This is a genomic window from Lacihabitans sp. CS3-21 (genome assembly GCF_024343675.1).
GTDB lineage: Bacteria > Bacteroidota > Bacteroidia > Cytophagales > Spirosomataceae > Leadbetterella.
Genome location: NZ_RJUD01000007.1, coordinates 1 through 13,535, shown reverse-complemented (window position 1 = coordinate 13,535; position 13,535 = coordinate 1). Strand labels below are relative to the sequence as shown.

Here is a 13,535-nt window from a genome sequence, read left to right as displayed (position 1 = left end):
TAATATATTTTTAGATTATGGGAAAACCAAGTGGTTTTTTAGAATTTGAAAGAAAAGCATCTCAAAAAAGAGATGTAAACGAAAGAAAAAACGATTATAATGAGGTTGAACTTGGCTATGACCAAGCTCAGACCAAAGATCAAGCTGCTCGTTGTATGGATTGTGGCATTCCTTTTTGTCACAATGGTTGTCCATTGGGCAATATCATACCTGAATTCAACGATGCTGTCTATGATGGTAACTGGCAGTATGCTTACGAGCTTTTGTCTTCTACAAACAATTTTCCAGAATTTACTGGCCGAATTTGCCCAGCTCCATGTGAATCTTCATGTGTTTTGGGTATCAATAAACCAGCTGTAGCCATCGAATATATTGAGAAATCAATCATTGAAAGAGCTTTTGAAAACGGATGGGTAGTACCAAATCCTCCAAAAAAACGCACAGGCAAAACCGTGGCTGTGATTGGAGGTGGACCTGCCGGAATGGCCGCAGCCACACAACTCAATAAAGCTGGACATACTGTGACTTTGTACGAAAGAGCCGATCAAATTGGTGGTCTCGTACGATACGGTATCCCAGACTTCAAACTGGATAAAAGCATCATTGACAGACGCTTGGAAGTGATGCAAGCAGAGGGAATTGAATTTAAAACAGGCGTAAATGTAGGCGTGGATATTAAAGCTGAGAAATTGTTGGATAAATATGATGCCATCGTTCTCACTGGAGGCTCCACAGTTCCGAGAGATGTTGAAATCAAAGGTAGAGAGCTAAAAGGAATTTACCCTGCGATGGAATTTTTGAGTCAGCAAAATAAAAGAGTGGCTACAGAAAGAGGTAAATCACTCGACTTGGCCAAAGATCACCAAGGTAAGGCTTACCAAAATGGCGAATTATTAGCAACTGGAAAAAATGTTTTTGTGATTGGTGGTGGTGACACAGGTTCGGACTGTGTGGGAACATCAAACAGACACAAAGCTGCTTCGGTTTCACAAATAGAAATCATGCCAATGCCACCCGCTTCTCGTGCCGAAAGTACACCTTGGCCGCAGTGGCCAATGATGCTTCGTACATCCACTTCGCACGAAGAAGGATGTGAGCGTTCATGGAGTGTAAATACCAAAGAGTTTATTGGTGATGAAAACGGAAATTTGAAGGCACTCAAATTGGTAAATATTGAATGGGTGTTGGAGAATGGACGCATGGTCATGAAAGAAATAGAAGGATCAGAAAAAATTTATCCAGCTGAGTTGGCTTTGATAGCCGCAGGTTTTCTTCATCCTCAAGCCAGTGGTTTAATTGAAGATTTGGGCGTGAAACTCGATAACCGAGGAAATGTGGACGCAACAAACTACCAAACATCAGTTAAGAAGGTTTTTGCGGCTGGTGATATGCGTAGAGGTCAATCTTTGGTGGTTTGGGCCATATCGGAAGGAAGAGAGGCCGCTAGAGCGGTAGATGAATTCCTGATGGGTTATTCATTGCTAGAAGCCAAGGCGGTACCGATGATTACCGCCGATTATGTAGGAATTTAATAATGAGTATCTGAAAATACGAAAGCCATCTGCGAGGATGGCTTTTTTGTTTTGGGCTAATAAATTAAATTCTGTTTAAGATCAATTGATTTCTTCAATGACCACTTTTCTGTATTTGTTCAATTCCTCAATAGCTTTTTTTGAGTCAGTATTATGATTCTTCCAATCTACATCAATCTGACTCCCATCTACTCCTTTGTTCTTTAAATAGTTCGCTACAACTTGTGTTCTGTATTTGGCAAGAATTGCATTTAAAGTTTCTTTGCCAACATTATCTGTATATCCGGAAACATTTATGCGGGCGTTCATTTTTTGTTGCAGATAAATGGCCAAACTATCCAAAATCAATCGATTTTCTGATTTAAGCTCAAACTTACTTTGATCAAAATATAGATTTCTACTCCTAAATGAACTATAAGGAAGTGTATTCTTTTGATCATTAATTGGTTCAGTTTTATCATTAATTGAGGATTCTGCTAAAATATTTTGCTGTTTAGATTCTAAGACTATTTCGGTTGGATAAGTGGTGATATCTACAAAAGTGAATCCTACACTTGCTTTGACTTCATTTTCTTGAATTATTTCATTTTTAAAGTTTGTGGTGATTATTTTAAAGTTTTTGTTATAAGATTTTTCTGTTAGTGGAAAAGGTAAACTATTTTTATTTTCAACCAAAATGGTAAAGTCCGAATTTCTGAATCGATTGTCTTTTCTTACTGTAAAAAGTTCATATTTGTTGCCTTTTTGATGTGTGCTTGGAAGACAGAAAATCATGATGTCTTTGGATGGATATTGAGAAAATCCACCTTTGCTATTGATACTGAGGTTGGCTGAAGATGCTTTTGTGAATTTCCCAACGAACTGAACAGGAAAAGAAACAGAAATATAACCATCACTTTCAAAAACTAATTCTTGGATATCAGTTTGGAGTTGGAAATTGAAAAGGTTTTTGGTGTCGGTCTCTGCCAACTTTACCTTTTTACCATCTTTAAGGCCATAAACCTCCGTTTTGAGGTCAACTCCGTTTTTGTCATCCCAAAAACTCCCTTGGATGGTTAAATTTTGAGCGAGGACTGTTCTAATTCCTGGATTCAAAAAAAGTAAGAGAAACAAAAATTTTGGATGAAGAAAATTTAAAAAGCTAAAAGGTGATGAACAGGATTTTTTCATTCTGATTAAATTGTTGTTTAGAGGTCGAATATTTTTTCAATTTGGAAATTAGTAATTTTAAAATCTTTCTGAAATTAAGGGTAATTTTTTAAAAATAAAAGTCATTGATTATATTTTAACTAAGGGATTAGTTTTTGGGCTAGACTTAGTTCCTAAAGTTACTCGTTAATTATACTCACTACCGTTTTTAGTTCTTCTATTAAACTCTCGCTTGAACTGAATCCAGAGCTTCTGTGTCTAATATTTCCATTTTTATCAATTATTATTTTGGCGGGTATTGAAGTTATATGGTAATCATTAGCCGTTTGATTAATGTTTTCGATGAGTGAATCAAACAAAATATGGAAGTTCTCTAGTTTTCGACTTTTTATTATTTTTTCGATGTTTTGAGATAAATTGTTTTCTCCTTCAATCCTCTTAATTTCAGACTCAAAAGTATTTATAAAAAGAAATTTGACATTTTGATTTTCCAATTCTTTCATAGCGGTTTGCATCGCCGGAAATGCTTTTATGCAAGGTGTACACCAAGTTGCCCAAAAGTCAATTATAACTGTTTTTCCTAGGAAATCAGAAAGTCGTACTACATTACCCGACAAATCTTTAAGTTCAAAATCTGGGGCATCAATATGGGTTAAACCTTTTTTTAGTGATAATTTGTACGAATTAATAGCCTCAATTTTCGCATTTGTAAGATTGCTAGCTTCTTTTGTTATAAAAGTTTCTTTCGAAATCAATTTATAAATTGAATCAATTTTGGCATTCGAAACATTCCCTTTTATATAATCTTCCGAAATTTTAATGGCCTCTTCAATTTTTTTGTTGGCTACCAAATATTCAATGAAATGGTAGTTTATTGTCGGGTCATTATTATTCATCAATTCCATTGCCTTTCTTTGATTACTCAAGGCTTCTTCTTTGTGACCAAATTTGTACAAAATAGATGCATAGGTATCTAGAACATTACCAAAATAAATGGAAAGCGTGTCACTATTTTTTCGAGCTTCAATAGCCTTTTCAGCAAACATTTTGGCTCTAGAGAGTGTAGAATCATTCTGAGAAAATTTCCAAGCAATGTTATTCAGGTTGAAGGCTAAATAACTTTGAGCCTCTTTTGTCTTTTCATTTTCTAAAAACTCGGAAATTATACCTTCTATATTCTTAAAATCATTCTTTTTGGCGAAAACCCATAACATTTCAGCAAATAGTAACCTTCTTTGAATTACGCTTAAAGACGGATATAACTGCTTTATTTCTTCATAATATCCTTTAGCTTTGTCAGGATTCTTAAAAGAAATATCCTGAAATATCGAAAACTTTCTGTTAAATGAAGCTGATCCATTGGGGTATTTGGTGGCCATTTTTGTAACCAATGAATCGGTTATTGAAATTTTATTACCGGCTACGATATATGAGTAGAGCACGGAAAATCGTTCATCATTTCCACTCTCAAATATTTCGTCGAATTTTTGTTTTGCAATTTGTATGGCCTCAGATTTTTTATCTGGCACTCTTGCCAGCGTTTGTAAATAATTCGGAAAGTTTTTTTCTTTTAACTCTGGGTTTAATTGAAACTCTTTCTCTATCAATTCTAAAGCGGTATCAAAATTTACCTCACCTTTAAATAAATTATTGTTTAGATAAGTAGCATAACCTTGGTTAAAATATGTTCCTTTTAATGGTTTAGAATCTTGAAAAATGTTGAAAACATAACCTTTGCCATTATTATTATCGATTTCATTTTTATTTTCTATTTTGATAACAAAAAATGAAGTTGAGTCAGGTAAAATAATTTCACCAGAAAGTGAATTATTTTCAAGTTTGGTAAGAATTCTTTTAATATCGGTGTCTATACGGCTCGATTTATAGATAATTGCGAACATTTTTGAACCTGCTTTTGCTATCGGGCCACTGTAGTTAACCTTTATTTTTTTACCCACTTCCGGGGCTTCCGTATCAAGGCTTACACCTAAACTTTGCCCGAAAGACATTAAGGTATTTAAAAGAAAAAGTATAAGTATTGAAAAGAGAGTAGAAAATTTATTAACACGGACTTGGGGATTCATGGCGAAATTAGATGATTTTTTCATTTATTTTTCTTCAAGAATTTCTTACTTCAATTATTGTCAGAATATAGTTCTGTTCAATTTAAAGTAGAATTAGTATTTTTTCAAAATTCTAATCGCCGTTTTCTTTTCATTAACATTTTGAGGCTGTGTCGTTTGCTTTTTATGGATTGTTATTTACAGAAACAAAAAAAGCCACCATAAGAGGTGGCTTTCAAATATTTACAGAAAAAATCCTTACAGATTCATCTTCTTCAATTCTTGTACGGCAAAATTGGCGGCTCTGGCTGTTAGTGCCATGTAAGTCAACGATGGGTTTACGCATGAGGCTGATACCATGGCGGCTCCGTCTGTTACGAATACGTTTGGTGCTCCCCATACTTGGTTGTTGGCGTTCAAAACCGAAGTTTTGGCGTCTCTACCCATTCTGGCAGTTCCCATTTCGTGGATACCGATACCTGGTGATTTTTCTTTGTCGTGGTAAGTGGTCACGTTTTTCACGCCCGCTGCTTCAAGCATGTCTTTAGCTTCTTTTTCCATGGCCTCTCTCATTTTCCACTCATTTTTACCCCAGGCTGCATCAAAATTGATAATTGGTAATCCCCATTTATCTTTTTTGTCAGTAAGCGTAAATTTGTTCGTGGAATCTGGTAATGTTTCTCCAAAACCTCCAATGTTTATCGTCCAAGGACCTGGTTTGGTTTGTGCATTTTTAAAACCAGCCCCAAAGCCTTGCTCGTCTTCGGCTCTTCCACGAGAGGCTCCACCTTGGTAACCGAATCCACGTAAGAAATCACGTTTGTCGTTGCCCCAGTTGGTAAAACGTGGAATGTAGATACCGTTTGGTCTTCTTCCATAATAATACATGTCGTCGAAACCTTCCCAAGTGCCTGATGCTCCTACGCCCAAGTGGTGGTCCATGATGTTTCTGCCCAATTGGTCAGAGGCATTTCCAAGTCCGTTAGGGTGGGTTTTTGATTTTGATTGCATCATAATCCAAGCCGAATTCACAGCTGATGCGTTCAAGAATATTATTTTTGCAAAATACTCTACTTCTTCGTTGGTGTTTTGGTCGATGGCTTTTACTCCCGTTGCTTTGCCTTTTTCGTCATCAAAAATTACGGAATAAACAATTTTGTCGTTTACCAAAGTAAGGTTGTTGGTTTTTACGGCAGCTGGAATGGTAGCGGATTGGCTACTGAAATAAGCACCATAAGGACAACCTCTCATACAACGGTTTCTGAATTGGCATTTGCCACGACCAAGAGCAGTTTGTTCTTCTGTTGGAGCAGTTAAGTGAGCTACACGACCTACTATAATATGACGTCCCGCAAATTTGCTTTCTACTCCTTTTTTAACCTCACGTTCTACGCAGTTAAGCTCCATAGCTGGTTGAAAATGGCTGTCTGGCAATACATCCAAACCTTCTTTTGAACCACTAATACCTGCAAATTTCTCTACGTACTCATACCAAGGAGCCAAGTCTTTGTAACGGATTGGCCAGTCGATACCTATGCCTTCTTCAAGGTTGGCAGTGAAATCACGCTCGTTCCATCTGTAGCTCTGACGACCCCAAAGCAATGAACGTCCTCCTGTATGATAACCTCTGATCCAGTCAAAACGACGGGTTTCTTCATAAGGATTTTCTATATCTTTTTCAAAGAAATGTCTGTGTTCTTCATTGGCTGTGTAGCCAGTTCTTACCCCAGCCCAATAGTCTTTTTTTACTTGATTGTCAGGGCGACCTCTGTGGGCAAATTCCCAAGATTCTTTCATTGCCGTAGTATAGTCTGTTACGTGTTTTACGTCTCTACCACGGTCTATCATCAATACTTTAAGTCCTTTTTCTGTAAGCTCTTTTGCAGCCCAACCACCTGAGATACCTGTACCTACTACGATGGCATCATAAGTTACGGACTCTTTTCCTTTACCTTGTAAATTCATTTTATATTTATAAAAGGTTGATTAATAATTAAATAGCATAAGCTTTTTGACCTGGCTCCATTTTAATACAGCCGTCGTATCTGCCCGGAATTGGCACAAAGTCAAGTGTTTGGGTTGCACCTGGCTCAGAAGTAAAGAAGCCGAACACCGTTAGTTCTTTCATCAGGTTAAAGAAAGGAACTGGTGGCTCTACTTTTTTGCTTGTATTTTCTTTGGTCAATCCAGACTCTGTGTCTACTTGTTTGGCTTCTTTCTTGGCACTTTCTGCTTCTGCTTTGGCCTTGTCTCTCATGGTGGCAATAACTTGGATTTTTTTGTCTGCCGCTAAAGCAATAAATCCAGAGCCTAGTTTCTTAGATTCGACTTCCACGTCTTCTAAACCCTTTATGAAATGTTGTTGTTGAGCTTCGGTATAGCAATCTTTGAGCATCATTTCTATGAACGAACCTACGCCTGCGTCTTTTGCACCAGGCGTGTCAGTTTTAGGAATAATTACCTCAGCTATTTCTGCAACCAAAGCTTGTAAGTCTTTGGTAAGACTAAATGCAGCTCCTGATGTTGCATCGCCAGATGCTTTGCAACCGTTCAAAATTGCCATCATAGTTGGGGCAGAAACTACTCCTCCCATCATGAGGGCAACCCTTTGTAATGCGTCTCTTCTTTTCAATTTAATATAATTATAAGGTTGTAAAATAAAATCGCTCCTAAAAATAGTAAGTAAAATCAGGCCAGCAAAGAAAAAACGATCAAATTGTATGTCCTATTTTCTTTATCGAAATAACTTGAAAATATACTTTGTGTCGGCTGCCGCCTGGGCTTTCATTTTTTTTCGAAAAAAAACGAAACAAAAAAAAACGCACCCAGCAAACTCACACACTCAAAATTCTCATAATCAGTGCCTTAATAAGAGAGACGTCTCTGCAGAGAATTTTGATTGTGTTCAAACAGTGCTGGGCGATATAGTGAAACATTTAGTAATTTTTCTTACAATTGACATTTACCCAAAAATCAACTCCTTTGCCTTATTTATTGCATTTGTTAATCCTTCTGCGTCGCTTCCACCAGCTGTGGCGAAATGTGGTTGACCACCGCCGCCACCTTTCATGGCTTTTGCTGCTTCTCTTACTGTATTGCCAGCATTCAGGCTTTTCTCAGCGACCAAAGCCTCGTCAATCATAACTGCCAAACTTGGTTTTTGGTTGATGACTGTGCCCAAAATCACCACAGCATTTTCCATGTGTTTTTTGAGGTCGTAGGCCAATTGCCTAAGACTGTCTGGAGACGTAACTTCAACTTTTTCAGCTATAAACATGATGTCACCATTTTTTTGGATTTTACCCAAAAGTTCAGTTTTGATCACTTGAAGTTTTTCGTTTTCTAGACTTTCAATTTTCCTTTGCAATTGGTTCTTTTCCTCAATTAAAGCTTCAATGGTTTTTGGCAAATCTATGGCACCTTTGAGTAGGCCTTTTATTTGGTCTAAGGTTTCACCTTGTTTTCTCATCAATTCCAAGGCTTTCTTTCCTGTGATGGCTTCCACACGTCGAACACCTGCTGAAACAGAACCTTCTGATGTAAATTTAAATAGGCCGATTTCACCAGTGTATGGCACATGCGTACCACCGCAAAGCTCAACGGAGAAATTTGGATCATAAGTAATTACTCTTACGAAATCGCCATATTTTTCACCAAAAGTAGCTGTTGCACCAAAGTTCATGGCATCAGCAATTGGAACATTGCGTTTTTCATCCAAAGCAATATTTTCTCTGATTTTTTCATTGACGATGTTTTCAATTTGAAGAAGTTCCTCATCTGTTACTTTGGAGAAATGCGAGAAGTCAAAACGGGTTACTTCGTCGTTTTGGTAAGAACCTCTCTGTACCACGTGGCGACCCAGCACCTTACGCATGGCTGAAAGCATCAAGTGTGTAGCTGTATGGTTTTTCTCAATATCTTTTCTTCTTTCTGAGTCTATTTTGGCAAAAACATTGATGGGCGTTTGTGTTTGTTCCAGCACATCTACCATTTTGCTATTTTTGGTAATATGAACAAAAAGGTCGTTTTCCTTTTTGGTATCTATTACATGCAAAGTGTGGTTTTGTTCATTTAGTTCAAAAGTGATCGTTCCTATATCACCCACCTGACCACCCATTTCGGCATAAAACGGGGTTTGGTCCAATACGATGTGTAATTCATCACCAGCTTTGGTTTTTACTGAGCGGTATTTCATCAATTGAGCTGGAGATTCCTCAAAATCATAGCCCAAAAATTCCACACCATCTACATCGCCAAGTTCAATCCAATCTGCAGCTTCTTTGGTTGCATCTTTACGGCTTCTGGCTTTTTGTTCAGCCAGGGCACTTTTGAAGCCTTCTTCGTCTATCGAAAATCCTTTTTCACGTGCAATTAAAGCCGTCAAATCCACCGGGAAACCAAATGTGTCAGAAAGTTCGAAAACTGTGTTGCCGTCCAAAGTTTTGGTTTCGATGGTTTTGGCATCTGCAAAAATATGGTCCAATCTTTTAAGACCCAATTCCAAAGTACGCAAGAAAGTTTTTTCTTCTTCTTCCACCACTTTGGTTACAAAATCTACTTGAGCGTGCAATTCTGGGAACACATACTCAAACTGAGCAGCCAAAACTGGCACCAATTTACACATGAATGGCTCTCTGAAATCTAAATATGAATATCCATAACGAACGGCTCTTCTCAAAATTCGACGGATGACATAGCCGGCTTTGGCATTAGACGGCAACTGTCCGTCGGCAATGGCAAAACTCACAGCTCTCAAGTGATCTGAGATTACTCTCATGGCCACATCTACGTAATTATCAGAGCGTAATGTGCCATTTATACCATATTTTTTGCCTGAAAGTTCCTCTATAACTGATATTGTATTTTGGAAAATATCGGTATCGTAGTTTGATTTTTTACCCTGAATGGCCATGCAAAGTCGCTCGAAGCCCATGCCAGTGTCTACGTGTTTGGCTGGTAAAGTGAGCAGCGAGCCATCTGCTTTTCGCTCAAACTGCATGAATACGTTATTCCAAATTTCTACCACTTGCGGATGGTCGTTATTCACCAATTCTTTACCACCGATGAGGTCAATTTCCTCTTGGTCACGTAAATCTATGTGGATTTCAGAGCATGGACCACATGGACCGATATCACCCATTTCCCAGAAATTGTCTTTTTTGTTTCCTAGAATGATTCTCTCCTCATCACCAATGATTTCTTTCCAGATATCAAAAGCTTCTTGATCAAAAGGCACACCGTCTTTTTCATCTCCTTGAAAAACAGATACATATATTCTATCTTTAGGCAATTTGTAAACTTCTGTCAATAATTCCCACGACCAAGTCAAGGCCTCTTTTTTGAAATAATCGCCAAAAGACCAGTTGCCCAACATCTCGAACATGGTGTGGTGGTAGGTGTCGAAACCTACTTCTTCCAAGTCGTTGTGCTTTCCACTTACTCGCAAGCATTTTTGGGTATCAGCGATTCTTGATTTTGGCGGAGTGCCATTGCCCAAGAAAAAGTCCTTAAACTGAGCCATGCCTGAGTTGTTAAACATCAAAGTTGGGTCGTTTTTAGCCACCAATGGGGCAGAAGGGACAATTAAGTGGCCTTTTGAAACAAAAAAATCTAAAAATGCTTTCCTAATCTGGTGCGAGGTCATATAATTTTCTTTTGTATATTCTATTGTCAGTAAAAAGAGGTGCAAAATTAGGCTTTTTTGGTCATTTTTTGAATAAAATATTGAATATTCTTTTAAAACTAAGGAATTAGTTTTAAGTTTATATTCTAAACTAAATTATATGAAAACACTACTTATCTTCTTTGTTCTTAATTTTCTTTGTTCTCCCATATTTTCTCAAAAAATCATTTTTGTTGAAAATCAGAAAGAGTTTGATTTGTTGAAAAAGAATGTTGCTAGAAAAAAATACGACGATGAATTGAATAAAGGTATTTGGAAAAACAATTCAAAGTTTCAAAAATTATTGGTGGTAGGGATTAGAAAAGGAGAAAATATAGGTGTTTTTGAAGAAGAGATAAGTTTGAACTACAAAATTTATGTAAACAAAAATAATGGTATAGACAGCTTGGAATACTATTTTGGTAAATACATCCCTAAAACAGAAGCCGGCAAAACAAATTATATCTTTGAGTATTTCCCAATCAACTCAGAAGCAATTTTTGTAAAAATTGAGCGTATTTTTGTACAAGTTATAAAGAAAAATACCTTCTATTTCAATCCAATGACCCCCTATGAAATTAGTGGTGGTTTGCGAATAAATCAATTTTTGAGCAAAAGTAAAGGTTCTGATTACAGGCTTGCCGAACTTCTTCAATCCAAGTCAGATACTATTAAGAAGTTAAATTTGAGTAATTTAGGTTTAAAAAGACTACCCAAAACTATATATAATTTCAAGAAACTTGAAGAGTTGGATTTAAGTAAAAATGAATTTGAAGTATTCAGTTTCAATGCCAAAAAGCTTCCAAATTTGAAAAGGATTATTTTATCTGAAAATCTGTTAAGTGTAAATTCTTTGAAAATAAAGAGAAACAATAATGTCCAGATGATAAATCTTAGTGATAATGATTTTGAAGCTTTCCCCAAAAAGATTCAAAGAAACAGGAAACTCAAGGATCTTCATTTGGCTAATAATTTTATAGCTGAAACTGAAGGCGTAAAGTTCAAAAAAATGCAAACCTTAGAACTTTTGAATTTTTATAATAACCAGATTTCCACATTATCTGAGAAAATCGGATTTCTTAAAAACCTTGAGGTATTGGATTTGTATCATAACCAACTAACCTTTCTACCACAAAATATTATGAAATTAGAGAAATTGGAAACATTTGCAGTTTCTAATAACAATCTTTGGGAATTTCCTAAAAGTTTCGAAGAATTAACAAATTTGAAAGTCTTGTATGCTCATCATAATAAGTTAAGTTCGATAAGTTTTTTGCCTCCAAATATTGAAAACCTAGATGTTGGATTTAATCTTATAGAGTCTGTTCCAGAGTCGTTTACATATGCACAAAAGTTAACAGATTTAGATATTTCTAATAACAAAATAAGGTCGGGAGCAAACCATTTGAAACAGATTCCGAGGCTGAAAAAAGTATATTTGGCTTTAAACGATTTCGAATCTGACCCCACCAAGTTTGCAGAACTTCAACAAATAATCGTAGATTTGGAGAAAAAATCAGTGAAAGTCAAATGAAAATATTTTTTAGTACGGAGGAAGTAGCACAGCAATTGGAGATTCCAATTACAAGTGTCGACTTTTATGTACGTACTTTTAGATTGAATATTTTGAAAGTTGGCAAAAATCGAAAATATTCTCATACGGATATCGAAAAGCTCCAAAAAATAGTAGATTTGATTCACAAAGAAGGGTTTACGATTGAAGGAGCAAAAGATAAACTCAAGGCCAAAGAAATAAAATCTTCGATAAACGACGAGGTTATTTTAAGGCTAAAAGAGATCAGAAAAACACTGGAATTTATAAAAGTGGGATTAGAATAATATAAATCTATGCAACAAGACTTGGTGTATGAAATCGCTCTTAGTAAAACTGAGGGAGTAGGAGGTGTGATGTTTAAACAATTATTGAATACCTTCGGAAGTGCCAAAGCGGTTTTCGAAATGCCTTCCGCGAAACTACTCAAAGTGCCCAATATGGGAAAATTTACCCTTGCCAAAATAAAGGAAAATCAGGAAGCACTTATTCAGGCCGAGACCATTGTAAGCCAGAGTGCCAAAAACAATATAAGAATCGTTACCTTCAAACAAGATGAATATCCTCAAAAGTTGAAGGGTATTTTTGAGGCACCGCCAATTTTGTTTTTTAAAGGAAAAGGGCATTTGGAATATCCCAAAACGCTGGCCATTGTAGGTACAAGAGACGCTTCGGAATACGGTAAAAAATCGACTGAAGAGATTGTCACCTCTCTAAAAGAACACCATGTGCAGATAGTGAGTGGTTTGGCATATGGAATTGATATCGCTGCCCATAAGGCTGCCCTAAAAATTGGACTTTCTACAGTGGGCGTATTGGCCAATAGTTTGGAGACTGTTTATCCGAGTTCACACAAAAAAGTGGCAAAGGAAATAGAAGAAACTGGCTTGCTCATATCCGAACAGCCTTTTGGTACGATTACTAAGCCATCATTTTTTGTGGCTCGAAACAGAATTATTGCTGCTTTAGCAGATGCAACAATTGTGGTAGAATCTGCGAGAAAAGGTGGTTCAATGGTAACCGCAGAATATGCCAACAATTACAATAAGGAAGTATTTGCCATACCAGGCGGCATTTTTCAAAAGTACTCTGAAGGGCCTAACTATTTGATAGCGAACAACAAAGCACAGATTTTTACAAATACGGAGGATTTTGTGGAATGGATGAAGTGGAATTCGGAAAATGGTAAATCAAGAATTATAGAAAAAGAAGTTTTGGACCTGACCAAATATACCCAAGAGGAAAGTAAAGTACTGAGTTTATTGATGCATAATGGTGAAATGCTGATTGATGACCTGAGTTGGCATTCTCAGATTCATTTGAATAAACTGGCTTCAATATTGCTCAACCTTGAATTTGCTGATTTGGTAAAACAAAGCCCTGGGAAAAAGTTTACCATGAAATAAGTCACTTTTTAGCTTTCAATAGTGTCCTAAATCCCCAAGCAAACAAACCCGTAAGCATGAGCAAAATATTGTACATCGTAAATCCCCATTTTAGGAGGCTAAAGGATGATGCTAATTTTACTATAAATAGGTTTTGAGTAGGAAAAGCAAACAATAAATACGCTATCGAAA

9 protein-coding genes are annotated in these 13,535 nt (G+C 36.6%); 4 read left to right on the top strand and 5 right to left on the bottom strand.

Translation table 11 applies throughout. The features are described 5' to 3' along the window. Positions 1-17: 17 nt before the first annotated feature. Positions 18-1,532, top strand: coding sequence for a glutamate synthase subunit beta (locus tag EGI24_RS06190; RefSeq protein WP_255047491.1), 1,515 nt, complete (start codon positions 18-20; stop codon positions 1,530-1,532). A gap of 81 nt (positions 1,533-1,613) precedes the next feature. On the opposite strand, the gene EGI24_RS06185 is transcribed toward EGI24_RS06190, so the two are convergent. From EGI24_RS06185 to alaS, 5 genes are all read right to left on the bottom strand, one after another. Then, positions 1,614-2,645 (bottom strand): OmpA family protein, encoded by a 1,032-nt coding sequence (locus EGI24_RS06185; RefSeq protein ID WP_255047490.1) that lies wholly within the window; start codon positions 2,643-2,645, stop codon positions 1,614-1,616. A 215-nt stretch (positions 2,646-2,860) separates the two neighbouring features. After that, the gene (locus tag EGI24_RS06180; protein WP_255047489.1) at positions 2,861-4,690 is read right to left on the bottom strand and encodes a redoxin domain-containing protein; all 1,830 of its coding nucleotides are present in this window, start codon (positions 4,688-4,690) and stop codon (positions 2,861-2,863) included. A gap of 312 nt (positions 4,691-5,002) precedes the next feature. Beyond that, positions 5,003-6,709 carry a GMC oxidoreductase gene (locus EGI24_RS06175; protein ID WP_255047488.1) on the bottom strand — a complete coding sequence of 569 codons (1,707 nt, stop codon included), beginning with the start codon at positions 6,707-6,709 and terminating at the stop codon, positions 5,003-5,005. A 28-nt stretch (positions 6,710-6,737) separates the two neighbouring features. Beyond that, positions 6,738-7,376, bottom strand: coding sequence for a gluconate 2-dehydrogenase subunit 3 family protein (locus EGI24_RS06170; protein WP_255047487.1), 639 nt, complete (start codon positions 7,374-7,376; stop codon positions 6,738-6,740). 330 nt (positions 7,377-7,706) lie between these two features. After that, the gene (gene alaS / locus EGI24_RS06165) at positions 7,707-10,388 is read right to left on the bottom strand and encodes an alanine--tRNA ligase (protein WP_255047486.1); all 2,682 of its coding nucleotides are present in this window, start codon (positions 10,386-10,388) and stop codon (positions 7,707-7,709) included. Positions 10,389-10,527: 139 nt separating this feature from the next. On the opposite strand from alaS, the gene EGI24_RS06160 reads away from it, so the two are divergent. From EGI24_RS06160 to dprA, 3 genes are read left to right on the top strand one after another with little or no spacing between them, the layout of a single operon-like run. Then, positions 10,528-11,940: a leucine-rich repeat domain-containing protein gene (locus EGI24_RS06160; RefSeq protein WP_255047485.1), complete on the top strand. Its 1,413-nt coding sequence runs from the start codon at positions 10,528-10,530 to the stop codon at positions 11,938-11,940. Continuing rightward, complete coding sequence (locus EGI24_RS06155) at positions 11,937-12,245, top strand: MerR family transcriptional regulator (protein WP_255047484.1); 309 nt, start codon at positions 11,937-11,939, stop codon at positions 12,243-12,245. Before EGI24_RS06160 ends, EGI24_RS06155 begins: the two co-directional genes overlap by 4 nt. A 9-nt stretch (positions 12,246-12,254) precedes the next feature. Continuing rightward, on the top strand, positions 12,255-13,364 hold the full coding sequence (gene dprA, locus EGI24_RS06150; protein WP_255047483.1) for a DNA-processing protein DprA: 1,110 nt from the start codon (positions 12,255-12,257) through the stop codon (positions 13,362-13,364). The last annotated feature ends 171 nt before the right edge of the window (positions 13,365-13,535 follow it).

Excerpts from the sequence above, each read along its gene's own strand:
- EGI24_RS06190 (WP_255047491.1), top strand. The coding sequence starts at position 18 with ATGGGAAAACCAAGTGGTTTTTTAGAATTTGAAAGAAAAGCATCTCAA.
- EGI24_RS06180 (WP_255047489.1), bottom strand. The coding sequence starts at position 4,690 with ATGTCTTTCGGGCAAAGTTTAGGTGTAAGCCTTGATACGGAAGCCCCG.
- EGI24_RS06175 (WP_255047488.1), bottom strand. The coding sequence starts at position 6,709 with ATGAATTTACAAGGTAAAGGAAAAGAGTCCGTAACTTATGATGCCATC.
- alaS (WP_255047486.1), bottom strand. The coding sequence starts at position 10,388 with ATGACCTCGCACCAGATTAGGAAAGCATTTTTAGATTTTTTTGTTTCA.
- EGI24_RS06160 (WP_255047485.1), top strand. The coding sequence starts at position 10,528 with ATGAAAACACTACTTATCTTCTTTGTTCTTAATTTTCTTTGTTCTCCC.
- EGI24_RS06155 (WP_255047484.1), top strand. The coding sequence starts at position 11,937 with ATGAAAATATTTTTTAGTACGGAGGAAGTAGCACAGCAATTGGAGATT.
- dprA (WP_255047483.1), top strand. The coding sequence starts at position 12,255 with ATGCAACAAGACTTGGTGTATGAAATCGCTCTTAGTAAAACTGAGGGA.